Origin of the sequence: Streptomyces sp. Sge12, assembly GCF_002080455.1 — a bacterium.
Lineage (GTDB): Bacteria > Actinomycetota > Actinomycetes > Streptomycetales > Streptomycetaceae > Streptomyces.
Genome location: NZ_CP020555.1, coordinates 4,462,622 through 4,486,663, shown reverse-complemented (window position 1 = coordinate 4,486,663; position 24,042 = coordinate 4,462,622). Strand labels below are relative to the sequence as shown.

Annotated in this window: 16 protein-coding genes; 4 read left to right on the top strand and 12 right to left on the bottom strand. The window is 74.2% G+C overall.

The window, feature by feature from the left end:
- Nucleotides 1-183: 183 nt before the first annotated feature.
- On the bottom strand, nt 184-1,446 hold the full coding sequence (locus B6R96_RS20125) for a PAS domain-containing protein (protein WP_237291680.1): 1,263 nt from the start codon (nt 1,444-1,446) through the stop codon (nt 184-186).
- A 460-nt stretch (nt 1,447-1,906) separates the two neighbouring features.
- A complete protein-coding gene (gene pdxH, locus B6R96_RS20120; RefSeq protein ID WP_030390668.1) occupies nt 1,907-2,569 on the bottom strand; it encodes a pyridoxamine 5'-phosphate oxidase in 663 nt (220 codons plus the stop codon).
- 200 nt (nt 2,570-2,769) lie between these two features.
- Between pdxH and B6R96_RS20115 the strand changes: the two genes are divergently transcribed.
- Nucleotides 2,770-3,876 (top strand): citrate synthase 2, encoded by a 1,107-nt coding sequence (locus tag B6R96_RS20115; protein ID WP_030390669.1) that lies wholly within the window; start codon nt 2,770-2,772, stop codon nt 3,874-3,876.
- 88 nt (nt 3,877-3,964) lie between these two features.
- On the opposite strand, the gene B6R96_RS20110 is transcribed toward B6R96_RS20115, so the two are convergent.
- The 7 genes from B6R96_RS20110 to B6R96_RS20080 form a co-directional block, all read right to left on the bottom strand.
- Nucleotides 3,965-4,564 (bottom strand): TetR/AcrR family transcriptional regulator, encoded by a 600-nt coding sequence (locus tag B6R96_RS20110; RefSeq protein ID WP_081523129.1) that lies wholly within the window; start codon nt 4,562-4,564, stop codon nt 3,965-3,967.
- Nucleotides 4,552-5,286 (bottom strand): enoyl-CoA hydratase family protein, encoded by a 735-nt coding sequence (locus tag B6R96_RS20105; protein ID WP_081523128.1) that lies wholly within the window; start codon nt 5,284-5,286, stop codon nt 4,552-4,554. Before B6R96_RS20105 ends, B6R96_RS20110 begins: the two co-directional genes overlap by 13 nt.
- Nucleotides 5,287-5,849: 563 nt before the next feature.
- Nucleotides 5,850-7,010: an acyl-CoA dehydrogenase family protein gene (locus B6R96_RS20100; RefSeq protein WP_053173634.1), complete on the bottom strand. Its 1,161-nt coding sequence runs from the start codon at nt 7,008-7,010 to the stop codon at nt 5,850-5,852.
- Nucleotides 7,007-8,917 carry an acetyl/propionyl/methylcrotonyl-CoA carboxylase subunit alpha gene (locus B6R96_RS20095; RefSeq protein ID WP_081523127.1) on the bottom strand — a complete coding sequence of 637 codons (1,911 nt, stop codon included), beginning with the start codon at nt 8,915-8,917 and terminating at the stop codon, nt 7,007-7,009. Before B6R96_RS20095 ends, B6R96_RS20100 begins: the two co-directional genes overlap by 4 nt.
- Nucleotides 8,918-8,925: 8 nt before the next feature.
- On the bottom strand, nt 8,926-10,524 hold the full coding sequence (locus B6R96_RS20090) for an acyl-CoA carboxylase subunit beta (RefSeq protein WP_079405278.1): 1,599 nt from the start codon (nt 10,522-10,524) through the stop codon (nt 8,926-8,928).
- Nucleotides 10,521-12,176, bottom strand: a complete 1,656-nt coding sequence (locus B6R96_RS20085; protein WP_237291679.1) for an acyclic terpene utilization AtuA family protein — start codon at nt 12,174-12,176, stop codon at nt 10,521-10,523. The genes B6R96_RS20090 and B6R96_RS20085 overlap by 4 nt, the downstream gene beginning before the upstream one ends.
- 68 nt (nt 12,177-12,244) lie before the next feature.
- Nucleotides 12,245-13,057, bottom strand: coding sequence for a TIGR03084 family metal-binding protein (locus tag B6R96_RS20080; RefSeq protein WP_081523125.1), 813 nt, complete (start codon nt 13,055-13,057; stop codon nt 12,245-12,247).
- Nucleotides 13,058-13,401: 344 nt separating this feature from the next.
- Between B6R96_RS20080 and B6R96_RS20075 the strand changes: the two genes are divergently transcribed.
- Nucleotides 13,402-15,024, top strand: coding sequence for a CocE/NonD family hydrolase (locus B6R96_RS20075; protein ID WP_081523124.1), 1,623 nt, complete (start codon nt 13,402-13,404; stop codon nt 15,022-15,024).
- A gap of 99 nt (nt 15,025-15,123) precedes the next feature.
- On the opposite strand, the gene B6R96_RS20070 is transcribed toward B6R96_RS20075, so the two are convergent.
- The 3 genes from B6R96_RS20070 to B6R96_RS20060 all read right to left on the bottom strand — a co-directional run bounded on the left by B6R96_RS20070 (nt 15,124) and on the right by B6R96_RS20060 (nt 19,336).
- Nucleotides 15,124-15,480: a DUF1801 domain-containing protein gene (locus B6R96_RS20070; RefSeq protein ID WP_081523123.1), complete on the bottom strand. Its 357-nt coding sequence runs from the start codon at nt 15,478-15,480 to the stop codon at nt 15,124-15,126.
- The gene (locus B6R96_RS20065; RefSeq protein WP_081523122.1) at nt 15,480-16,457 is read right to left on the bottom strand and encodes an EamA family transporter; all 978 of its coding nucleotides are present in this window, start codon (nt 16,455-16,457) and stop codon (nt 15,480-15,482) included. The genes B6R96_RS20070 and B6R96_RS20065 overlap by 1 nt, the downstream gene beginning before the upstream one ends.
- An 80-nt stretch (nt 16,458-16,537) precedes the next feature.
- Entirely contained in the window at nt 16,538-19,336 is a 2,799-nt protein-coding gene (locus tag B6R96_RS20060; RefSeq protein WP_081523121.1) for an FAD-binding and (Fe-S)-binding domain-containing protein, read from the bottom strand.
- Nucleotides 19,337-19,420: 84 nt separating this feature from the next.
- On the opposite strand from B6R96_RS20060, the gene serC reads away from it, so the two are divergent.
- Nucleotides 19,421-20,539 (top strand): phosphoserine transaminase, encoded by a 1,119-nt coding sequence (serC, locus tag B6R96_RS20055; protein WP_053704532.1) that lies wholly within the window; start codon nt 19,421-19,423, stop codon nt 20,537-20,539.
- Nucleotides 20,540-20,831: 292 nt separating this feature from the next.
- Complete coding sequence (locus tag B6R96_RS20050; RefSeq protein ID WP_081523120.1) at nt 20,832-23,963, top strand: sacsin N-terminal ATP-binding-like domain-containing protein; 3,132 nt, start codon at nt 20,832-20,834, stop codon at nt 23,961-23,963.
- Nucleotides 23,964-24,042: the final 79 nt, after the last annotated feature.

The window sequence follows — 24,042 nt, the reverse complement described above, 5'->3', positions numbered from 1 at the left end:
CGGTACATCGCAAGGCGGAGGGGCGCCCGTGTACTGGACGTACTCGGGCGCCCCGACAACGCGGCGAGGTGCCGTGCCGGGCGGGCCGGGCCCGACAAGATCCGAAAGAGACGGCCTAGACGTCAGCCGGGGCGCCAGCGCGCCCCGCCAACGTGCCCCGTTCCGCTGCCCCTTGTGGGCCGCTCAGGCGCCGTACGGGGTGGCGGGGCCCGTCGCCAGGTCCAGGTCGGCCGCCACCCGGGCCGCGACCTCCTCCGCGTACGCCGCGTCCGCGCGCTCGAACGGTGGCCGCGAGGGGCCGCGTACGAAGGTCAGCGCCCCCAGGGTCCGCCCCCGGCTCCGCAGCACCGTGCACAGCACGTGCGCCGCACCCTCGGGCCACTGGCGGGCCCGCGCCCACTGCGCGTCCGGCTCCCCTCGCGGGGCGCTGGTCCGCACCGAGCCGATCCGGTCCAGGGCCTGGAGCGCCGGATGCCCGGCCGCGTACCGGACGGGGATCGACCCGGGCGCCGGCAGCACCGGCGGCGAGGCGGCCGACCGTACGAGCCTGCGCCGATCGGGGTCGGCCGCGGGGTCCAGTACGTCCAGCAGCGCCTCCTCGGCGAAGCCGGCGAGCGCGAAGTCCAGCCGCACGGCCGCCGCCTCGGCCGGGTCCTCGCACTCGGCGGCGGCCCGCCCCGCCCGGTGGAGCTGGTGCGAGCGGAACCGGAGCTGCGCGGTGTCCAGCTGCTCCTGGCGGGCCTCGGTGACGTCCTGGAACAGCCAGCCGACGCCCAGCGGTACGGGCTCCTCCGCGAGCGGCGAGGCCAGCCGCAGGAACCCGCACCGCCAGCACCTGCGCCGCACCCCCTCCGAGGTGCGCACCGAGACCCACAGCTCGACGGGCGCGGGCGGGGCCCCCTCGGCGAGCACGTGCTGGAGGGCCCCCTCCAGCTCCTCGACGCCCTGGGCCAGCAGTTCCCCGAGCGGCCGGCCGAGCAGCGCGGTGCGGCCGGTCCCGAAGGCCTGCGCGGCGTGCGCGTTGACGACGGCGGGCCGCAGGTCGACGTCGACCAGGACGACACCCCACGAGGCGTCGTCCATGAGGGCCTCGCTGAGGGCGATGGAGCGTTCCAGGTCGATCTGGGCGTGCACCTCGCTGAAGGCGCAGTACACCCCGGCGGGTTTCCCGTCCGCGCCCGGCACTCCGGCGGACTGGGTCCGCACGAGGACCCGCCCGCCGTCCTTGGTCAGCAGCGCGAACTCGTGCACCTGGCGTCCGGGCACGTGCTGGGCGGCCATCAGCCGGTCCTGGACGTCGTGCGCGTCGGCGGCCCGTACCGCCCATCCCTCGAAGCCCTTGCGCCCCACGGCCTCGGTGGCGGTCCAGCCCAGGATCCGCTCGGCCTCACGGTTCCAGTGGGTGATCACCCCGTCGGAGTCGAACGCGCACAGGGCGGCGTCCATCCCGTCCAGCAACGCCGCGAGCAGATCGTCGGCGGTCTCGTTACGTCCGTAGGCACTCACCTGGCACCCCCTGCAGGTGTTCGCATGTGCGGCACGTCAGATCATTGAACTCCAACGTGACGCAGCCCACACCCCATTCCCCCGAATGTCCGGTAATGATCCATTTGAAGCCCGGAGAAATATTTGCTTGTGCCCCGCCGGAGGTGCTCCTAGGCTCTGCGGTACACGAGAAGGGAGGTGGTTCCCGAAATGTACGGAAACCGGACGCGTGAGGTGGCTGCGGGCTAAGCGCCCGTCGTCGCACGCACCCAGTGCGGTGCCCGGCGGGATCGCCAGGCGCCAATCCCAAGCAGTCACCCGACCCGCGGGCTCGCCGGTACGTCCGGCCGGCTTCTCTCACTGCAGGAGAGAAACCAGAGCCCGCGGGTCGCCTGCTTTCCCCGACCGCCGCGCACCCGACCTACGGGCAGAGCCGCTCCACGCGCCACTTCTCCCCGTCCAGGGCATAGCGCAGCCGGTCGTGCAGGCGGTTCTCGTGGCCCTGCCAGAACTCCACCGCCTCCGGGAACACGCGCAGACCGCCCCACTCCGGCGGAACCGGCACCTGCTCGCCCTCCGGATAACGAGCCTCCAGCTCGGCATAACGCCGGTCAAGCTCCCCGCGGGAACCGATCACGCTGGACTGCTCGCTCGCCCAGGCCCCCAGCTGCGAGCCGTGCGGGCGGGAGCGGAAGTACGCCGCCGTCTCGTCCCGGCCGATCCGGGCCGCCGTACCCGTGACGATCACCTGGCGGGCGATGGGGTGCCAGGGGAAAAGCAGCGCCACGTGCGGGTTCTCGGCCAGCTCACGGCCCTTGCGGGAGGCGTAATTGGTGAAGAAGACGAAGCCCCGGCCGTCGAACTGCTTCATCAGCACCGTCCGCGAACTGGGCCGTCCGTCGGGCGTGGCCGTCGATACGACCATGGCGTTCGGTTCGAAGAGGCGGGAGTCGGCCGCCTGCTGGAACCAGAGGGCGAACTGGTCCATCGGATTCTCGGCGAGACTCCCCTCGTCGACGATCTCCGAGCGGTACTGCTTGCGCATCGTGGCGGGGTCAATGTCCTGATCGGTCACGCTCGCCATCCTGCCCCAGCCGGACCCGCCACGGTGTGCCGTATGTCACGCTTCCGCAGTCGGGGCGGAACGGCCAAAATCTTGGGGCCGGTCCGAAGGTCCCCAAGCGGGTGACCGACGGCCCTGCCGGGCATCAACGGGGATGACCGCGCCGGACCGCGAGTCACGCCGGGAGCCGCGCGTGTTCGCACTATCTGAGGAGCCGCCTGATGTCCGACTTCGTACCCGGGCTCGAAGGGGTCGTCGCGTTCGAGACCGAGATCGCCGAACCGGATAAGGAAGGCGGTTCCCTGCGCTACCGCGGGGTCGACATCGAGGATCTCGTCGGACACGTCTCCTTCGGGAACGTCTGGGGCCTGCTCGTCGACGGTGCCTTCAACCCCGGGCTGCCCGCCGCCGAACCCTTCCCCATCCCGGTCCACTCCGGTGACATCCGCGTCGACGTCCAGTCCGCGCTCGCCATGCTCGCCCCCGTGTGGGGCCTGAAACCGCTGCTGGACATCGACGAGCAGACCGCCCGCGACGACCTCGCGCGCGCGGCCGTGATGGCCCTGTCGTACGTCGCCCAGTCCGCCCGCGGCCAGGGCCTGCCCATGGTGCCGCAGCGGGAGATCGACAAGGCCGAGTCCGTCGTCGAACGGTTCATGATCCGCTGGCGGGGCGAGCCCGACCCGCGGCACGTCAAGGCCGTCGACGCGTACTGGACCTCCGCCGCCGAGCACGGCATGAACGCCTCCACCTTCACCGCCCGGGTCATCGCCTCCACCGGAGCGGACGTCGCCGCCGCCCTGTCCGGCGCGGTCGGCGCCATGTCGGGACCGCTGCACGGCGGAGCCCCGTCCCGCGTGCTCGGCATGATCGAGGAGATCGAGCGCACCGGCGACGCCGTCGCGTACGTGAAGAAGGCCCTGGACAAGGGCGAGCGGCTGATGGGCTTCGGGCACCGCGTCTACCGCGCCGAGGACCCGCGCGCCCGCGTACTGCGGCGCACGGCCAAGGAGCTGGACGCGCCGCGCTACGAGGTGGCCGCCGCACTGGAGAAGGCCGCCCTGGAAGAGCTGCACGCGCGCCGTCCCGACCGGGTCCTCGCCACGAACGTGGAGTTCTGGGCCGCGATCATGCTGGACTTCGCCGAGGTCCCGGCGCACATGTTCACCTCGATGTTCAGCTGCGCCCGTACCGCCGGCTGGTCCGCGCACATCCTGGAGCAGAAGCGCACGGGCCGCCTGGTGCGGCCGTCGGCCCGCTACACCGGGCCGGGACGGCGCAACCCGCAGGAGATCGAGGGCTACGCGGACATCGCCGAGACCGCGTAACCGCCGCTCGTACCGGGCGCCGCACCCCGCTCGCGGGGTGCGGCGCCCTTCGCGCTCCCGCGCCTCGGCCCGCGCTTCAGCCCGCGCTTCAGCCCAGGATCGCGTCGAGGATGCGGGACCACTGGGCCACCACCCCGGCCCGGCGGGCCGTGTCGTCCGTGAGCACATTGGCCAGGCCCAGACCCCGTGCCATGTCCAGCAGGCCCTGCACGGTCTCCCGCACGCCCGGCACCGACTCGTCCGCACCCAGCAGCTCGACGGCGATCCGGTGGGTCTCCCGGCCCACCCGGGCCTCCAGCTCGGTGACCTGCGGGCGCAACTGCTCCTCGTTGGAGGCGGCCACCCACAGCTGGAGCGCGGCCCGGAACAGCGCCCCGGTGTACAGATCGACGAGCGCCTCCACAACGACCGGGCGCGCGGCCGGACCGGCGTGGAAAAGGTCGCGCAGGGCCGTCGAACGCTCCTCGGCGACGTACTCGACGGCCGCCGTGAACAGGTCCTCGCGGGTCGGGAAATGGTGCTGGGCGGCGCCGCGCGAGACCCCGGCCCGTTCGGCGACGACCGAAACGGTCGAACCGGCCCAGCCGTGCTCCGCCAGGCACGACACGGCCGCCTCCAGGAGATGGCGCCGGGTGACACGGCTGCGCGCCTGCTTGGGGCCCTGCTTGGGGCCGGTCACAGCGACCATGACGGCTCCCGGCGCTCGAAGCGGGCGGTGATGCCCTCGCGGGCCTCGTCGGAGGCGAACAGTCCCGCGGACAGCTCGGTGAGGCGCGACCCGTCGCGGGCGAGGGCCTCGCGCACGGCGGCGGCCGTCAGCGCCTTGGTCGCGGCCAGGCCCTGCGGGGATGCCTTGCGCAGGCCGGCGAGTACGGGCTCCAGCGCGGCGTCCACGTCCTCGGCGGCCAGGGTGAGCAGCCCCGTGCGGGCGGCCTCGGCGGAGTCGAACACCTCGGCGGTCAGGAAGTAGCGGGCGGCGGCCCGCGGGTCGAGGCGCGGCAGCAGCGGCATGGAGATGACCGCCGGGGCGAGGCCCAGATGGGTTTCGGTGAAGGCGTACGTGGACTGCGGTCCGGCGGCGGCGATGTCGCAGACGCCGAGCAGGCCGAGGCCGCCGGCGCGGACGTGTCCGGTGACCCGGGCGACCACGGGCTTGGGCAGCTCGGCCGTCTCACGGAGCAGCGCCACGAAGTCGGCCGGGTCGCAAGGGGACTTGAGATCGGCCCCGGCGCAGAAGGTGTTCCCGGAGTGGGTGAGGACGACAGCCCGGACGGCCGGATCCGCGGCGGCGGCAAGGGCGGCGCGGAGTTCTGCGACGAGGTCGACGGAGAGGGCGTTGCGGTTGCCCGGGGAGTCCAGGGTGAAGGTGGCGATGCCGGTCGCCTGGGCGGCGTGCACGAGTGGGGCCATGTCTCCTCCGGAGCGGTGTGCGGTGGGGTTCTCCCCGGCAGACCCGGGCGGGGTCCCTCCGGGAGGGTACGGTGTGCCGCCCCGCGGTTGCCCTGCGGGCGGCTTGGCGGTATACGGCCCCGCCGTTGCCCGGGGCTCCGCCCCGCCGTTGCTCGGGGCTCGGCCCCGGACCCCGCGCCTCGAGCGCCGGCGGGGCTTGATGTGGCGGGGTCGTGGTGTGGGGCGGTGCCCCGCACGAGGGTCTCCTCGGCTCGGCGCGCGCGGCGGCGTCATGGCCGTACGGCGGGGGTCGCGCCTCGTCCTGCGGGGACCCTCCTGCGTGTCCCCGCCCCACGGCAGGCTCCGACCGTGCCCGGGACCCGACTGGGGGGCAGGGCTTTCCCGGGGGTGTGTCGGCGGAGGGGAGTGGGGACGGGGCGGGGTGTCCCCGCAGGACGAGGCGCGACCACCGGGTACGGCCGAGACATGCCCGCACCACTCAGCCTCGCCGGCGATTGAGGCGCGGGTTCGGGCAGCGCCCGGCACACCACCGCGAGCCGCACACCGCCGAGCCGCCCGGAGGGTTAGTAGGACTTGGGGAGGCCAAGGGTTTGGTGGGAGATGAAGTTCAGGATCATCTCGCGGCTGACGGGGGCGATGCGGGCCACGCGAGAGGCGGTGATGAGCGACGCGAGGCCGTACTCGCGGGTGAGGCCGTTGCCGCCGAGGGTGTGGACCGCCTGGTCCACCGCCCGCACGCACGCCTCCCCCGCCGCGTACTTCGCCATGTTCGCCGCCTCGCCCGCCCCCATGTCGTCCCCCGCGTCGTACAGGCGGGCAGCCTTCTGCATCATCAGGCGGGCCAGTTCCAGCTCGATGTGCGCCTGGGCCAGCGGGTGGGCCACGGCCTGGTGCGCGCCGATGGGGCTCTTCCACACCTGGCGGGTCTTCGCGTAGTCCACCGCCTTGGCCAGGGCGTGGCGACCCATCCCGATGGCGAAGGCGGCCGTCATGATCCGCTCGGGGTTGAGTCCGGCGAACAGCTGGAGCAGGCCCGCGTCCTCGTCCCCGACCAGGGACGACGCGGGCAGCCGGACCTCGTCCAGGGTGAGCTCGAACTGTTTCTCCGCCGCCTGGAGTTCCATGTCTATGACGGTGCGGCCGAAGCCGGGTGCGTCGCGCGGCACGATGAACAGGCACGGCTTGAGGCTGCCCGTGCGGGCGTCCTCGGTGCGGCCGACGATGAGGGTGGCGTCGGCGATGTCGACGCCGGAGATGAAGACCTTGCGGCCGGTGAGGATCCAGTCGTCGCCGTCCCGGCGGGCTGTGGTGGTGATCCGGTGGGAGTTGGATCCGGCGTCGGGTTCGGTGATGCCGAAGGCCATGGTGCGGCTGCCGTCGGCGAGGCCGGGCAGCCAGGCCGCCTTCTGGGCCTCGGTGCCGAAGCGGGCGATGACCGTGCCGCAGATGGCGGGCGAGACGACCATCATGAGGAGGGGACAGCCCGCGGCCCCGAGTTCTTCCAGGACGATGGACAATTCGGCGATGCCGCCGCCTCCGCCGCCGTATTCCTCGGGGAGGTTGACTCCGAGGTAGCCGAGCTTCGCGGCGTCCGCCCACAGCTCGTCGGGGTGGCCGCCCTCGCGGGCGACGCGGGCGAGGTACTCGCGGCCGTAGCGTCGGCCGAGGGCGGCGACGGCGGTGCGCAGGGCCTGGTGCTCTTCGGTTTCGATGACGGGGCTCATGCTTGCGGTTCCTCCTGGACTACGGCGAGCAGGGCGCCGAACTCGACCTGTTGGCCGGTGGCGACGTGGAGCGCGGTGAGCGTGCCGGAGGCCGGAGCGAGGATGCGGTGTTCCATCTTCATGGCTTCCAGCCAGAGCAGGGGCTGGCCGGCGGTGACGGGGCTGCCGGGGGCCAGGCCCTCGGCGATGCGCACGACGGTGCCGGGCATGGGGGCGAGCAGCGAGCCCGGTTCCGTGCGGTCCTGGGGGTCCGGGAAGCGCGGAACGGGGGTGAAGGTGTGGGCGCCGAGTGCGGAGTCCACGTAGATCTCGGTCCTGTTCGAATTTTGTTTCACGTGGAACGCCCGCCGGATTCCCTCGACTTCGAGGGTGACGAGGCAGGGGGTGGCGGCCAGGACCCGGATCCCGGGGTGGTTCACCGGCTGGTACTGGACCTCGTGCTCGACGCCGGCGGACCGGTAGCGGCGGGTCTGCGGCTGGGAGCGGACGTTGCGCCAGCCGCCGAGGCGGGCGGCGAGGGGGGCGTCCGGGGCGGGGGCGGCTTCGGCGAGGGCGGCGGCGAGGGCGGCTGCGGTGGCGTCCGGGGCGTCGGCGGTGAGGGTGTCGAGGTGGCGCTCGTAGAAGCCGGTGTCGAGCTGTCCGGCGGTGAACTCCGGGTGTCGCAGGGAGCGTACGAGGAGCTCGCGGTTGGTGGTGAGCCCGTGGATGCGGGCTCCGGCGAGGGCGTGGGCGAGGGCCCGGACGGCTTCGGCGCGGGTGGGTGCGTGGGCGACGACCTTGGCGAGCATGGGGTCGTAGTGGATGCCGACGGTGTCCCCGTCGGTGAAGCCGGTGTCGACGCGGACCCCGCCGGGGATGGCGAGGGTGTGCAGGGCGCCGGTCTGCGGGCGCCAGTCCTGGGCGGGGTCCTCGGCGTAGAGGCGGGCCTCGACGGCGTGGCCGGTGGGCTGCGGGGGCTCCGGGGGCAGGGCCGCGCCCTCGGCGACGCGCAGTTGGAGTGCGACGAGGTCGAGGTCGAAGACGGCTTCGGTGACGGGGTGTTCGACCTGGAGGCGGGTGTTCATTTCCAGGAAGTACGGGCGGCCGTCGGCGGTGACGAGGAACTCGACGGTGCCCGCGCCGCGGTAGGAGACGGCTCGGGCGGCGGCGACGGCGGCTTCGTGGAGGGTGGTGCGCAGGGACGGGGGCAGGCCCGGGGCGGGGGCTTCCTCGATGACCTTCTGGTGGCGGCGCTGGAGGGAGCAGTCGCGGGTGCCCAGTGCCCAGACGGTGCCGTGGGCGTCGGCGAGGATCTGCACCTCGACGTGGCGGCCGCGTTCCACGTAGGGCTCGGCGAAGACCTCGCCGTCGCCGAAGGCGGAGCGGGCCTCGGCGACGGCCGCGTCGAGGGCCTCCTTGAGCTGGTCGAGGTCGCGGACGACGCGCATCCCGCGGCCACCGCCGCCGGCCGCGGCCTTGAGGAGCAGGGGCAGGTCGGCGGGGGTGGCGGCGGCCGGGTCGACGGGGTCGAGGAGCGGTACTCCGGCGGCGCGCATCAGTTCCTTGGCCCGGGTCTTGGAGGCCATGGCCTCGATGGCCTCGGGGGGCGGGCCGATCCAGGTCAGGCCGGCGGCCAGGACCTCGCGGGCGAAGTCGGCGTTCTCGGAGAGGAAGCCGTAGCCGGGGTGCACGGCGTCGGCGCCGGCGGCGAGGGCGGCTTTGATGATCAGGTCGCCGCGCAGGTAGGTGTCGGCGGGGGCCGCTCCGGGCAGCCGTACGGCCGCGTCGGCGTCGCGCACGTGGAGGGCGTCGGCGTCCGGGTCGGAGTGGACGGCGACGGTGGCCAGGCCCAGGGCGCGGGCGGTGCGGAAGATCCGGACGGCGATCTCGCCGCGGTTCGCGACGAGGAGGGAGGTCAGGTTCGTCATGTGCGGGCTCACATCCGGAAGACGCCGAAGCCGCCACGGGCGCCCTCGACGGGGGCGTTGTGGACGGCCGACAGGCACAGGCCGAGGACGGTACGGGTGTCGCGCGGGTCGATGACCCCGTCGTCGTACAGCCGCCCGGACAGGAACATCGGCAGGGACTCGGACTCGATCTGGGCCTCCACGAAGGCGCGCATCCCGGCGTCGGCCTCTTCGTCGTACGGCTGTCCCTTGGCGGCGGCGGACTGCCGGGACACGATGGAGAGCACGCCGGCCAGCTGCTGGGGTCCCATGACGGCGGACTTGGCGCTGGGCCAGGCGAAGAGGAAGCGGGGCTCGTAGGCGCGGCCGCACATGCCGTAGTGGCCGGCACCGTAGCTGGCGCCGATGAGCACGGACAGGTGCGGGACCTTCGAGTTGGCGACCGCGTTGATCATCATCGAGCCGTGCTTGATGATGCCGCCCTGCTCGTACTCCTTGCCGACCATGTAGCCGGTGGTGTTGTGGAGGAAGACGAGGGGGATGTCGCGCTGGTTGGCGAGCTGGATGAACTGGGCGGCCTTCTGGGACTCGGCGCTGAACAGCACGCCCTGCGCGTTGGCGAGGATGCCGACCGGGTAGCCGTGCAGGGTGGCCCAGCCGGTGACGAGGCTGGGGCCGTAGAGGGGCTTGAACTCGTCGAAGTCGGAGGCGTCGACGATCCGGGCGATGACCTCGCGCGGGTCGAAGGGCGTCTTGAGGTCGGGCGGGACGATGCCGAGGAGTTCTTCGGGGTCGTGGAGGGGTTCCTCGGCGCGGGGCGGGTCCGTGTGCGGCTTGCGGTGGTTCAGGCGGGCGATGACGCGGCGGGCCCGGCGGATGGCGTCGTACTCGTCGAGGGCGTAGTGGTCGGCGAGTCCGGAGGTGCGGGCGTGCATGTCGGCCCCGCCGAGGGACTCGTCGTCGCTTTCCTCGCCGGTGGCCATCTTGACCAGGGGCGGACCGCCGAGGAACACCTTGGAACGGTCCTTGATCATGATGGTGTGGTCGGACATGCCGGGGATGTACGCGCCTCCGGCGGTGGAGTTGCCGAAGACGACGGCGACGGTCGGGATGCCCTCGGCCGAGAGCCGGGTGAGGTCGCGGAAGATCGCGCCGCCCGGGATGAAGATCTCCTTCTGCGAGGGCAGGTCGGCGCCGCCGGACTCCACGAGGCTGATGCAGGGGAGCCGGTTCTGCCGGGCGATCTCGTTGGCCCGCAGCGCCTTCTTCAGCGTCCACGGGTTGGAGGCGCCGCCGCGCACGGTGGGGTCGTTGGCGGTGACCAGGCATTCGACGCCCTCGACGGTGCCGATGCCGGTGACCATGGAGGCGCCGACGGGATAGTCGCTGCCCCACGCGGCGAGCGGGGACAGTTCCAGGAACGGGGTGTCCGGGTCGAGGAGCAGCTCGACGCGCTCGCGCGCCAGGAGCTTGCCGCGGCCGCGGTGGCGGGCCGTGTACTTCTCGCCGCCGCCCGCGAGGGCCTTGGCGTGTTCGGCGTCGAGGGCGGCGAGACGCTCCAGCGCGGCGGTACGGGCCTTCGCGTGCTCGGGGGCGTGCGGGTCGACGGTGGTGCCGAGGCGGGTCATGGGGTGGCCTCCGGGGCCGGGAGGAGGGCGACGGGGATGTCGAGGTGGCGGGCGCGGAGCCATTCGCCGAGGGCCTTGGCCTGGGGGTCGAAGCGGTGGCCGGAGGCGACGCCGTCGCCGAGGATGCCGGTGACGGTGAAGTTGAGGGCGCGGAGGTTGGGGAGTTCGTGCCGGGTGACGGGGAGGCCGTCGGTCTCGGGCAGCAGGGCCCGGAAGGCGTCGACCGTGAGGGTGCGGTGCAGCCAGTCCCAGGCGGGGCCGGTCTCGGCCCAGACGCCGACGTTGGCATCCCCGCCCTTGTCGCCGCTGCGGGCCCCGGCCACTGCGCCGAGCGGCGCCCGGACGGTGGGCCCCGCGGGCGGCCCCCCGGGGGCTCCGCCCCCGGACCCCCGCGCCTCGAATGCCGGCGGGGCCGGGAATTGGGGGGCCGGAGAGGTCGGGGCGGCCGGTGGGATCGGGAGGCGGGTGCCGTCCGGGAGGACCGCCGTGTGCGGGACCTCCGGGGACGGGATCGGGGTCGCGGTGAAGACGCCGTAGGGCTGCGCCGGGCCGGGCGGGGCGGTGACGTGGAAGCCCGGGTAGCTGCCGAGGGCGAGTTCGATCGCCGCCGAGGTCAGGGCGCGGCCCACCCGGTCCGGGGACGGGTCGCGGACCACCAGCCGCAGCAGGGCGGAGGCCGTCTCCTGCGTGTCGGCGTCCTCGTGGTCCGTGCGGGCCAGGGTCCAGGTGGCGTCGGCCACCCCGTCCAACAAGTCGGTGAGTTGGATGCGGACGAGGTTGGCCTTCGCCTCGATGTCCAGGCCGGTCAGGACGAAGACGACCTCGTTGCGCCAGCCGCCGATCCGGGTGACGCCCACCTTGAGGGTGGACGGCGGGGCCTCGCCGCGCACGCCCGAGATCCGGACGCGGTCGGCGCCCTCGTCGGTCAGCCCGACGGTGTCCAGGCGGGTGGTCACGTCGGGGCCGAAGTACCGGACGCCCTGGGTCTCGTAGAGGAGTTGGGCGGTGACGGTGCCCGCGGTGACGGCGCCGCCCGTGCCCGGGTGTTTGGTGATGACCGCCGAGCCGTCTTCGGCGATCTCCGCGAGCGGGAAGCCGGGGCGGCGTACGTCGTGGCGGGCGAAGAAGGAGTAGTTGCCGCCGGTGGCCTGGGTTCCGCATTCCAGTACGTGGCCCGCGGCGACCGCTCCCGCCAGCCGGTCGTGGTCGTCCGGGGCCCAGTCGAACCACCAGGCGGCCGGGCCGCTGACCAGTGCCGCGTCCGTGACCCGGCCGGTCACCACCACGTCCGCCCCCGCGCGCAGGCAGGCGGTGATCCCGGCTCCGCCGAGATAGGCGTTGGCCGTCAGGGCCCCGTCCACCTGTGCGGTGAGGTCGTCGCCCTCGACGTGGGCGACCCGCACCGGGACCCCGGTCTTCGCCGCCAGGGTCCGTACTGCGTCGGCGAGTCCGGCCGGGTTGAGTCCGCCGGCGTTCGCGACGATCCGTACGCCCCGCTCGTGGGCGAGCCCGAGTCCTTCCTCCAGCTGGCGCAGGAAGGTCCTGGCGTAGCCGAGGTCCGGGTTCTTCAGGCGGTCGCGGCCCAGGATCAGCATGGTCAGCTCGGCGAGGTAGTCCCCGGTCAGCACGTCCAGCGGGCCGCCGGTGAGCATCTCGCGCAGGGCGTCGAAGCGGTCCCCGTAGAAGCCGGAGGCGTTGCCGATGACCAGCGGGCGCCGGGTCACCGCGTGGCCCCCGGTTCCCGGCCGGGCCCCGCGGGGCCGGCGAAGGCCTGGGCGATGTCCAGCCAGCGGTCCGCGTCGGGGCCGGTCGCGGTGAGGTCGAGGTCGGTGCGGTGGGCCCGTTGGGTGACCAGCAGGCAGAAGTCGAGCGCGGGGCCGGTGATCCGCTGCGGGGCGTCCGGCGGGCCGTACGTCCACACCTGCGGGCCGTCGGGGGCGGTCAGCTCCACCCGGAACTCCTCGGTGGGGGCGGGCAGGGCGCGTACGGCGTAGGCGTAGTCGCGGGCCCGTACGCCGATCCGTGCGACGTGCCGCAGCCGCGCGGTCGGGGTGCGGCGCACGCCGAGCGCGTCGGCGACGTCCTGGCCGTGCGCCCAGGTCTCCATCAGTCGGGCGCTGGCCATGGAGGCGGCCTTCATGGGCGGCCCGTACCAGGGGAAGCGCGTGTCGGGCGAGGCCGCGGCCAGTGCCGCGTCGAGGGCGCCGCGCGTGGTGCGCCAGCGGGCGAGCAGTTCGGCGGGCGCCAGTTCGGCGCCCTCGCGCGCGCCCTCGTCGACGAAGGTGTCGGGGGCCTTCAGCGCTTCTTCGACCATGTGTCCGAAGCCGGTGGCGTCGGTGAGGGAGAGCAGCGAGGCCCGGTCGGTCCAGTGCAGGTGGGCGATCTGGTGGGCGATGGTCCAGCCGGGCGCGGGGGTGGGCCGGGCCCAGTCGGGGACGGCCAACTCACCTACCAGAAGGTCCAGTTCGCGGCCCTCCTCACGCAGATCTGCGAAGACGGCGACGGCTGCGTCGGCGGCGGACGGATCGGGCACGGTGCGCTCCCCTTCTCGGCGTGAGGGGAAGACTGGCAGCACCCGACAAAACAATCAAGCATGCTTGCATGATTATTTCGGGGTGGCGACGCCTTCCCGCCACACGCCCCAAACCGGCGCTTTCGCACGGCAGTTGCCGCTCCGGCGAGCGGCCGCAGGTCCCGCCGCACGACGGCCCGTGGGCGCGGAGGGGGCGATTTCGGCCGTAACCCGGAAACTCGCGATACGTCACCGGATGTCCCGTCGATACTGAACGCTCCGCTCCGGCCCGGACGGGCGCCCACGCACCGCACCCCCACATTCGTGTCAAAGGAACCGCTCGACGACGAAGAGGATGGACTGCCGTGACTCCAGCCGCCCGAACTCCCTTCTCCCTCTATCCCGAACTCGACGCGAACGCCCTCACCGCCTTCGTCGCCGCCCTGGAGAGCGGCGACGTCACCGGCCTCGCCCCCGCGCGCGCCGCCGAGATCGCCGAGGTCCGCTCGGTCGCCGTCTTCACCCGCGGCAAGGTGACCGGCGCCGACGGGGACCTCCTCGACGCCGCGCTCTGGCGGCACTCCGGCACCCAGCCCCGCCCCGTGATCGTCATGCCTTCGCCGTGGTCCAGCCTGGGCTGGCTCCCGTACGCCGTCCAGGCCTCCCTCTTCGCCGCCCGCGGCTACAACGTCCTCGCCTACTCCGCCCGCGGTTTCGCCGGCTCCGAGGGCCAGGTCGACGTCGCCGGCCCGCTCGACGTCGCCGACGGCAGCCGCGCCCTGGACCACGTCATCGAGCGCAGCACCGGCCCCGTCACGAAGATCGGCTTCCTCGGGGACTCGTACGGCTCCGGCATCGGCCAGCTCGTCGCCGCGCACGACACCCGCGTCGACGCCGTCGTCGCGCTCAGCACCTGGGGCGACCTCGGGGAGGCCTTCTACGAGAACTCCACGCGGCACGTCGCGGCCGTACGGGCCCTGCTCGACGCGGCCGCCAAGGCCCGGCTGAGCCCGCAGACGCAGAGCGTCTTCGACAACGTCCTCGCCAACCGCGACGTCCAGGGCACGCTGCGCTGGGCGGAAACCCGCTCGCCCTTCTCCCACATCAAGGAGCTCAACCGCCGCCAGGTACCGGTCTTCTTCTCGCACGCCTGGCACGAGACGCTCTTCCCGCCCAACCAGACGCTGAAGATGTTCAACGAGCTGACCGGCCCCAAACGCCTCGCCGTCTCCATCGGCGACCACTCCGGCCCCGAGATGACCGGCATGGTCGGCCTGCCCAACCGGATCTGGACGGACGCCCACCGCTGGCTCGACCGCCACCTCAAGGACATCGACAACGGCATCGACGCCGAGGGCCAGGTCCTCGGCGAGATCATGTGGAGCAAGACCCTCGAACCCCGGCCCACCTGGCCCTCCCTCACCGAACGCGTGGAGCGGCTGCACCTGGCGGACGACGGCGAACTCGGCGAGGAGCCGCAGGCCGGCTGGACGTCGACCGTGCTGTGCGGGGTCGACACCCCGGCGACCGTCGCCGACAAGGTGGTGCAGTCCGGCTACGCGGAGATCGCCGGCCGCCCGAAGATCTACCGCACCCAGGACATCGACCGCACCGTCGCCGCCGTGTGGACCGCGGACCCCGTCGCCGAGACCACCCGGCTGCGCGGCATACCGCGGCTGCGCGTGACGTACCGGGCGGCGAACCCCGGTTCCACCTTCGTCGCGTACCTCCTCGACACGGCGCCCGACGGGACGGCGCACCTCGTCACGCACGCCCCGTACACGGACCTCGACTCCCCGCCCGACAGCCTGATCAGCGCGGACATCGAGCTCCAGGCCACGGCCTACGACGTGCCGCGCGGCCACCGGCTGATGCTGGTGATCGACGCCCGCGACCCCTTCTACGGCGACGCCAACCTGCCGCGCGCGACCCTGGCGTTCACCTCCCCGGACGCCACCCCGTCCTACCTGGACCTACCGCTCGGCTGACCCCGCAACCCCGTACGCCCGTCCGGCCGGCCCCCGTCCCGGCCGGACGGGCCGGACGGGCCGACTCAGGGGCTTCGGGGAGCGGGGGCGGGAGCGGACTCAGCAGGGCTGTCCCGGGCCCGCCTGCGCCGTCGCGCGCAGGAGGTCACGGAGGAGGTCGAAGTCGACCTTGGCGGGGTTGCGGAAGCGCAGGCAGGCCTTGCCCATGTCGTGGGCGGCCAGACGGTCCGCGAAGGCGTCCCGGACGTCGGTGCGCATCAGGTAGAAGGAGATGTACTGCTTCTGGTTCGCCCAGGCGATCTCCTCGGCCGTCCCGCCCGCCCGCACGTACGCCGGCATCCCGTACGCGATCCTCTCCTCGAACCCGGTCAGCTCCTCCAGGCACAGCTCCCGCAGCCGCGTCAGCGCCGGCCGGCGGGCCTCGGGGGCTGCGGCCAGGTAGGCGGAGACGTCCATCAGGCGGCCTGCTTCCGGATCTGCGAGCGGACCGCGCCCATGCTGGCCGCGATCACCAGGGCGATGGCCAGCGCGTCCAGTGCGGACATGGCCTGGTTCAGGACGAGGAAGCCCGCGGTGGCGGCGATGGCCGGCTCCAGGCTCATCAGGATCGCGAAGGTCGGGGCCGGCATGCGGCGCAGCGCGAGCATTTCCAGGGTGTACGGGAGCACCGACGACAGGACGGCCACGCCCAGGCCGAGGGCCAGCGTGCTCGGGACCAGCAGGTCCGAGCCGGCTTCGGCGATGCCCAGCGGCAGCGAGATGACCGCGGCGACCGCCATGGCGAGGGCCAGCCCGTCCGCCTGCGGGAAGCGGCGGCCGGTACGCGCGCTGAACACGATGTACGCCGCCCACATCGCGCCCGCCCCGAGCGCGTACGCCGCGCCCAGCGGGTCGAGGGAGCCGAAGCCGAGGCCGCCCCCGCCGTGCCCGGAGAGCAGGACCACGCCGCCGAGCGCGAGGCCGGCCCACAGCAGGTTGACCAGGCGCCGCGAGACGATGACGGAGAGGGCGAGCGGGCCGAGGACCTCCAGGGTGACGGCCGGGCCGAGCGGAATCCGGTCGATGGCCTGGTAGAAGAGGCCGTTCATCCCGGCCATGGCGGCGCCGAAGGCGAGCACCGTGCCCCAGTCGGAACGGGAGTGGCCGCGCACCTTCGGGCGGCACAGGAGCAGCAGCACGACCGCGGCGGCCGCGAGCCGCAGGGTGACCACGCCCGCCGCGCCCGCCCTCGGCATGATCATGACCGCGAGGGCGGCACCGAACTGCACCGAGATCCCGGCGGAGATCACCAGCGCCACGGGCCCCAGTCCGGAACCGGAAGCGGAAGCGGAGCCGGAAGCGGAACCCTGGGCGGTCGACGGAACCGGCGCCGGAACCGCGTCGGTGGCGGCCGCGGGCGAACTCGTCGGGGACGAAGAGGAAGGTGCGGGCATCTCTCCAGACTAAGGGTCCGTAAGGAGTGTTGCTGGATGTCCTGCCTTACAACCGTGAGAACAGTCCTGCTCTGAAGCCCCTACAACCCCTCCGCGAGGAGTTCCGCCAGGTGCCGGGCCCGGACCCCGCCCAGCTGGGCGATCTGCGTACGGCACGAGAATCCGTCCGCCTGGATCGCGGCGTCCCGCGGGGCCGCGCGCAGGGACGGCAGCAGCTGTTCCTCCGCGCAGGCCACCGACACCTCGTGGTGCCCGGGCTCGAAGCCGAAGTTGCCCGCCAGCCCGCAGCAGCCGCCGCTGAGCCCGCCCACCAGCCCCGCCCGCTCGCGCAGCCGCCGGTCGGGGCCGTCCCCGAGCACCGCGTGCTGGTGGCAGTGGGTCTGGCCGGCCACCGCCCGGTCCAGGCGCGGCGGCCGCCAGTGCGGGGCGTACTCCTCCAGGGTCTCCGCGAAGGTCCGCACCGCCGCCGCGAGGCGGGCCGCGCGGGGGTCGTCGGGGAGCAGTGCGGGCAGGTCGGTCCGCAGGGCCGCGGCGCAACTCGGTTCGAGGACGGTGACGGGGCCGGTGACCTCGCCGACGGCGTCCAGGGTCCGGCGCAGGACCGTGCGGGCCCGGTCGAGGCGGCCGGTGGAGACGTACGTCAGGCCGCAGCAGACCCGGCCGCCCCGGGGCACGGCCGCGCCCAGGCCGGCCGCCCGGAGCACGCGGAGCGCGGCGTGGCCGGCCTCGGGCGCGAGGTACTCCGTGAAGGTGTCGGGCCACAGGACGACGGTGGTCCCGGCTTCGGACCCGGAGCCGCGACCGGACTCGAACCCGCGACCGGACCCCGCCCCCGCCCCCGCCCCGGGCGTCAGGCCCGCCGTGAACGGCCGCTTCGCGAGTGCCGGCAGGGCCCGTTCCGGGGCCAGGCCCGGCACCCGTACCGGCAGGAGGCGTGCCGCCGTGTTGACGGCCCCCGCCGCCCGCAGGCGGGCGATCAGGCGGAGCCAGGCCGGCAGGCCGCCCAGCGCGTAGTGGGACAGCGGGCGGATCCGGCCCGCCCAGTGCCGGTGCAGGAACTCCGCCTTGTACGAAGCCATGTCCACGCCGACCGGGCAGTCGCTGCGGCAGCCCTTGCACCCCAGGCACAGGTCCAGCGCCTCGGCGACCTCCGCCGAGCGCCAGCCGTCCGTGACGACCTCCCCGGCCAGCATCTCGTGCAGCAGCCGCGCCCGGCCCCGCGTGGAGTGCTGCTCCTCCCCCGTCACCCGGTAGGAGGGGCACATCACGCCGGAGCCGCCCGGCTCGGTCGTCCGGCACTTCGCGACCCCCACGCACCGCGCGACCCCGCCCGCGACCCCGCCCGCGAACGAGGTCGCGAACGAGGTCGCCGGCAGCACCGCGAAGCGCAGGTTCTCGTCCAGCCGGGCCGGCCTGACCAGCATTCCCGGGTTCATGCCGCCCGCCGGGTCCCACACGTCCTTGTAGGCGCCGAAGAGCCGCACCACCTCCGCGCCGTACATCCTCGGCAGCAGTTCCGCCCGTGCCTGCCCGTCCCCGTGCTCCCCGGACAGGGAGCCGCCGTGCGCGACGACCAGATCGGCCAGTTCCCCGGAGAAGTCCCGGAAGCGGGCGATGCCCGCCGCCGACACCAGGTCGAAGTCGATCCGTACGTGGACGCATCCCTCGCCGAAATGCCCGTACGGGGATCCGCGCAGCCCGTGCGCCGCCAGCAGCGCCCGGAACTCCCGCAGGTACGCCCCCAGCCGGGCCGGCGGCACCGCGCAGTCCTCCCATCCCGGCCAGGCCATCCCCCCGTCCGGCATGCGGGTCGCCGTGCCCGCCGCGTCCTCGCGGATCCGCCACAGCGCCCGCTGCTCGGCCGGGTCGGTGACGACCGTCGCGTCGAGCGGGTCGGCGGCCCGTACGAGGGCCCGCGCGCCGCCCTCGTCCGGCATCTCCACGAACAGCCACGCCCCGCCCCGCGGCAACGCCGGTGCACCGCCCCCGACCAGGTCCTCGGCCATCCCCTCCACCGTCAGCGGCCCGTGCGCCAGCAGCCCCGCCGCCGCGTCCGCCGCCGCGCTCTCGTCGGCGTACCCGAGCACCGCCAGCACCGGCGCGGGCGGCGCGTCCACCAGGCGCACGACCGCTTCGGTCACCACCCCGAGCGTGCCCTCGCTCCCGCAGAACGCCCGCGCCAGCTGCACCCCGCGCTCGGGCAGCAGCGCGTCGAGACCGCCGTAGCCGGAGATCCGCCGCGAGAAGGCGGTCGGCATCCCGGCCGGCCGCATCCCGGTGCGCAGCAGCCCGAGGTGCGCGGTGACCAGCTCCCGCAGGCCGTCGGGGGCGCCGGCCCAGCCCGTTCCGATCCGGTGGGCGGTGCCCCCGTACGCCGTCACCGCCAGCTCGGCCACGTTGTCCGCGGTGGTGCCCCAGGCCACCGAGTGGGCCCCGCACGCGTTGTTGCCGATCATGCCGCCGAGGGTGCAGCGGGAGTGCGTGGACGGGTCGGGCCCGAAGGTCAGCCCGTACGGGCGCACCGCGTCCCGGAGCCGGTCCAGGACCAGCCCCGGCTGGACCACGGCGGTGCGCGCCGCCGGGTCCACGGACACGAGGGCGTTCATGTGCCGGGTGAGGTCGAGCACCACGCCCACGCCGGTGGCCTGGCCCGCGATGGAGGTCCCGCCGCCGCGCGGCACGACGGGCACCCCCGCCGCGGCGCACACGGCGAGTGCGGCCGCCACGTCCTCGGCGTCGCGCGGGGCGACCACGCCCACCGGCACGCGGCGGTAGTTGGAGGCGTCCATGGTGGTCAGGGCCCGTGCGGCGGCGCCGAAGTCGACTTCCCCGCGCAGGTTCTCCCGCAATGTCCGTTCGAGTTCACCCGGTGACGTCACTCCCCCAGCCTCCCACCGGCCGGAGCCGTCTCATCCGGTGGACGCGCGTCCGGGGCGCGGACCGGGACCCGATACGCTCCGCTCGTGGCTGAGATCCAGATTCCCGCTGACATCAAGCCCGCCGACGGACGCTTCGGCGCGGGCCCCTCCAAGGTGCGGACCGAGGCGCTGGACGCCCTCGCCGCCACCGGTACCTCCCTGCTCGGAACCTCACACCGCCAGGCCCCGGTCAAGAACCTGGTCGGCTCGGTGCGCCAGGGCCTCCGGGACCTCTTCTCCCTCCCCGAGGGGTACGAGGTGATCCTGGGCAACGGCGGCTCCACCGCCTTCTGGGACATCGCGACCGCCGGTCTGATCGAGCAGAAGTCCCAGCACCTGACCTTCGGCGAGTTCTCCTCGAAGTTCGCCACGGCCGCGAAGCTCGCGCCGTGGCTGGACGCGCCGTCCGTGATCTCCTCGGAGCCGGGTACGCACCCGGAGCCGGTGGCCGAGGCGGGCGTGGACGTGTACGCGTACACGCACAACGAGACCTCGACGGGCGTGGCGGCGCCGATCAAGCGCGTCGCGGGCGCCGACGCCGGGTCCCTCGTCCTGGTGGACGCGACCTCGGGCGCCGGCGGTCTGCCGGTGGACATCACCGAGACGGACGTCTACTACTTCGCCCCGCAGAAGTCCTTCGCTTCGGACGGCGGCCTGTGGCTGGCCGCGTTCTCCCCGGCGGCCCTGGAGCGCGCGGCCCGCGTACACGCGTCCGGCCGGCACATCCCGGAGTTCTTCTCGCTGCCGACGGCGATCGACAACTCGCTGAAGAACCAGACGTACAACACCCCGGCGCTGGCCACCCTGTTCCTGCTGGACCAGCAGCTGGAGTGGATGAACAGCCAGGGCGGGCTGGAGTTCACCACCGGTCGTACGGCGGCCAGTGCGCGCAACCTGTACAGCTGGGCGGAGGCGTCGAAGTACGCGACCCCGTTCGTCGTGGACGCCGACAAGCGCTCCTCCGTCATCGGCACGATCGACTTCTCGGACGACATCGACGCGGCGGCCGTCGCGAAGGTGCTGCGTGCCAACGGGATCGTGGACACCGAGCCGTACCGCAAGCTCGGCCGCAACCAGCTCCGTGTTGCGATGTTCCCGGCGATCGACCCGGCGGACGTGCAGGCGCTGACCGCCTGCATCGACTACGTGATCGAGAAGCTCTGACCTCCGGCGCCTGCTGACGCCTGACGGCAGCCGCTTGACGGCTGCCCGGTACGACGGAGCCCCCGGTGACGTGATGTCGCCGGGGGCTCCGTCGTGCGCCGTCCGTCGTGCGCCGTCCGCCGTCCGGCGCATCGCCCGCCGTCCGGCGCATCGCCCGCGCGGTCGAGACACGTTCGGGAAGGACGCCTTCCCGCGGCCGTCGCCGTGTTCGCGCACCTCACGGCCACGGCGTGGGGGGTCTCCCGCACGCGGTACCTTCAGGGGTCCGGAGGCGAATCATGGAGGCAGCGGCGTGAGCGTGCGAGTGACGGCGGCCCAGAGCGGCGTGGACCCCTTCGGCACGGCCCGGCTGCGGCGCGGGGTGCTCGACGCGTGGGGTGCGGGCCCGGCCCGGTTCCGCGAGGACGCCAACGCCGAGGAGGACCTCGCGCTCGGCGGCTACCGGGACCGGCTCGTCATCGAGCTGGCCCAGAACGCCGCCGACGCCGCGGCCCGGGCCAAGGTGCCCGGCCGGCTGCGGCTCACCCTGCACCCGGGCGAGGGCGGGCACGCCCTGCTGGCCGTCGCCAACACCGGTGCCCCGCTGGACGCGACGGGCGTGGAGTCGCTGAGCACCCTGCGCGCCTCCGCCAAGCGGGAGCCCTCCGGGGACAGCGTCGGCCGCTTCGGCGTCGGCTTCGCGGCCGTGCTGGCCGTCTGTGACGAGCCCGCCGTGCTCGGCCGCCACGGCGGTGTCCGCTGGTCCCTGGCCGAGGCCCGCGAACTGGCCCGCGATGCCGCCGTCGGCAGCCCGGGCCTCGGCGACGAGCTGCGCCGCCGCGACGGTCACGTCCCGCTGCTGCGCCTGCCGTTGCCCGCCGAGGGCACCGCCCCCGAGGGCTACGACACCGTCGTGGTCCTCCCGCTGCGCGACGCCGCCGCCGAGGCGCTGGTGGAGCGGCTCCTCGCGGGCATCGACGACGCCCTGCTGCTCACCCTGCCCGGGCTGCGCGAGGTCGTCGTGGAGACCCCTGCCGACGGCACGCGCACGCTCCACCGGCGCGACGAGGGCCCGTACACCGTCATCGAGGACACCACCGCCTCCGGCACCGTCACCCACCGCTGGCGCACCGTCCGCCACGGCGGCCCCATCGAGCGCGCGCTGCTGGCGGACCGGCCCGTCGAGGAGCGGCTGCGGCCCGCCTGGGCGGTGTCCTGGGCGGTGCCCGTCGACACCGACGGCGCCCCGGTGCGCCCGGTCACGGCCCCCGTGGTGCACGCGCCGACCCCCACCGACGAGCCGCTGGGCATCCCGGCGCTGCTCATCGCGACCCTGCCGCTGGACACCACGCGCCGGCATCCCGCGCCGGGACCGCTGACCGACTTCCTGGTGGAGCGCGCGGCCGACGCGTACGCCGAACTCCTCGGCGCCTGGGACCCGGTGACCACCGAACTGGTCGACCTGGTGCCCGGACCGCTCGGCAAGGGCGAGCTCGACGGGGCCCTGCGCGCCGCCGTGCTCCAGCGCCTGCCCCGTACGGCCTTCCTCGCGCCCGCCGCGCCGCCCGAGCACGCGGAGGAGCGCGCCGCCCTGCGCCCCTTCGAGGCCGAGGTGGTGGAGGGCGCGGGCGCCGACACCGTGCGCGTCCTCGCCGAGGTCCTGCCGACGCTGCTGCCCGCGGGCCTGGAGCGCCGTGCCGAGCTGCGCACGCTGGGCGTGGGCCGGCTCCCGCTGGGCGATGCCATCGAGCGGATCGCGGGCATCGAGCGGACCCCCGACTGGTGGCACCGGCTGTACGACAGCCTCGCCGGGGTGGATCCGGACCGGCTGTCGGGGCTGCCCGTGCCGCTCGCGGACGGCCGTACGGCGATCGGCCCCCGGCACATCCTGCTGCCCGGCACGGACACGCCCACGAGCCTGGCCCGGCTGGGTCTGAAGGTCGCGCACCCCGACGCGGCGCACCCGCTGCTGGAGAAGCTGGGCGCGCTCCCGGCCACGGCGCGGGCGGTCCTGACGACCCCGCAGGTGCGGGCCGCCGTCGCCGCCTCCCTGGACGCCGGGGAGATCTGGGACGAGGACGCGGACGCCCTGGACGCCGACGAGCTGGCCGAGGTGGTCCTGGGGCTGGTCCGGGATGCCGATCTGGCGCCGGGCGACGAGCCGTGGCTCGGCGCGCTGGCCCTGCCCGACGAGGACGGCGAACTGGTTCCGGCGGGCGAACTGCTGCTGCCCGGCAGCCCGCTGGCCTCCGTGATCCGCGAGGACGAGGTCCCGTACGTGGACGCGGACCTGGCGGAGCGGTGGGGTGCCGGGCCGCTGACCGCGTGCGGGGTGCTGGCCACGTTCCAGCTGGTCCGCGCCACCGATGTGGTCCTCGACCCGGACGAACTGGAGCCGCGCGAGGGTGATTTCGCGGAGCCCGACGACGCGGGACTGCTGGACGCGGTGGACGTGTGGTGCGAGGACGTCCTGGACCAGCTGCCGGACACCCCGGTCCCGCCGGTGGCGACCGAGCTGATCGCCGTACGGGACCTCGACCTCGTCGACGACGACTGCTGGCCGCAGGCCCTCGCGATGCTGGCGCAGCCGCCGCTGCGCGACGCGCTGACCCAGCCGGTACGGATCCTGCTGCCGGACGGCACCACGCAGTCGGTGCGCCCGTACACGGCCTGGTGGCTGCGCGACCACCCGGTGCTCGACGGCCGGCGCCCCGCGGGCCTGCGCGCGGCGGGCGGCGATCCGCTGCTGGCGGGCCTCTACACCCCGGCGGACGCCACGGGCTTCGAGGACGAGCAGGTCCTGCGGGCGCTCGGGGTACGGACCACCACGGCGGCCCTGCTGGACGAGCCCGGCGGCGCGGCCGAGCTGCTGGGCCGGCTCGCCGACCCGGAACGCGAGGTGACGGGCCACCAGTTGCACGGCCTGTACGGTGCGCTGGCCGATCTGGACCCCGAGCAGGTCACGCTGCCGGACGAGCTGCGGGCGGTGGTGGACGGCGAGGTCGTGGTGGTCGACGCGGGCGAGGCGCTGATCGCGGACGCCCCGGACCTGCTCCCGCTGACGGCGGGACTGCCGCTGCTGCCCGTCTCCCCGTCGAGGGCCGCGGACCTGGCCGACCTGCTCCAGGTCCGGCGGCTCTCGGACACGGTCCCGGCGGAGGTGACCACGCCCGGCGAGGAGCACGAGGTGCCGGAGTCGGTGGCGCTGCTGCTGGGGCCGGCCACTCCGGCGACGTACATCGAGCACGAGGAACTGGTCGCGGGCGGCACGGAACTCGACTGGCGCCGCACCCCCGACGGCACCCTGCACGCGTCGACCCTGGAGGGCGTGGCCGCGGGCCTGGCCTGGTCGGCGGGCCAGTGGCCCCGCCGCTTCGAGGTGGCGGCCCTCCTGGAGGACCCCTCCCGCACGGCGGAACTGGCCCGCGACCGCTGGTTCGACTGAACGTCGCGGCCGGGCCCGGACGTTCGGGCCCGGCCGGATCGGGCTGGACGGCCGGGTCGCACCGGCATGTGATCGGGCG

Coding starts and splice junctions, on each gene's coding strand:
- B6R96_RS20065 (WP_081523122.1), bottom strand. CDS start 16,457: ATGCCCGCACCTTCCTCTTCGTCCCCGACGAGTTCGCCCGCGGCCGCC.
- pdxH (WP_030390668.1), bottom strand. CDS start 2,569: ATGGCGAGCGTGACCGATCAGGACATTGACCCCGCCACGATGCGCAAG.
- B6R96_RS20085 (WP_237291679.1), bottom strand. CDS start 12,176: ATGCTCACCGGCGGCCCGCTGGACGTGCTGACCGGGGACTACCTCGCC.
- B6R96_RS20070 (WP_081523123.1), bottom strand. CDS start 15,480: ATGGACGTCTCCGCCTACCTGGCCGCAGCCCCCGAGGCCCGCCGGCCG.
- B6R96_RS20110 (WP_081523129.1), bottom strand. CDS start 4,564: ATGGTCGCTGTGACCGGCCCCAAGCAGGGCCCCAAGCAGGCGCGCAGC.
- B6R96_RS20095 (WP_081523127.1), bottom strand. CDS start 8,917: ATGACGAACCTGACCTCCCTCCTCGTCGCGAACCGCGGCGAGATCGCC.
- B6R96_RS20100 (WP_053173634.1), bottom strand. CDS start 7,010: ATGAGCCCCGTCATCGAAACCGAAGAGCACCAGGCCCTGCGCACCGCC.
- B6R96_RS20125 (WP_237291680.1), bottom strand. CDS start 1,446: ATGGACGCCGCCCTGTGCGCGTTCGACTCCGACGGGGTGATCACCCAC.
- B6R96_RS20115 (WP_030390669.1), top strand. CDS start 2,770: ATGTCCGACTTCGTACCCGGGCTCGAAGGGGTCGTCGCGTTCGAGACC.
- B6R96_RS20105 (WP_081523128.1), bottom strand. CDS start 5,286: ATGGCCCCACTCGTGCACGCCGCCCAGGCGACCGGCATCGCCACCTTC.
- B6R96_RS20090 (WP_079405278.1), bottom strand. CDS start 10,524: ATGACCCGCCTCGGCACCACCGTCGACCCGCACGCCCCCGAGCACGCG.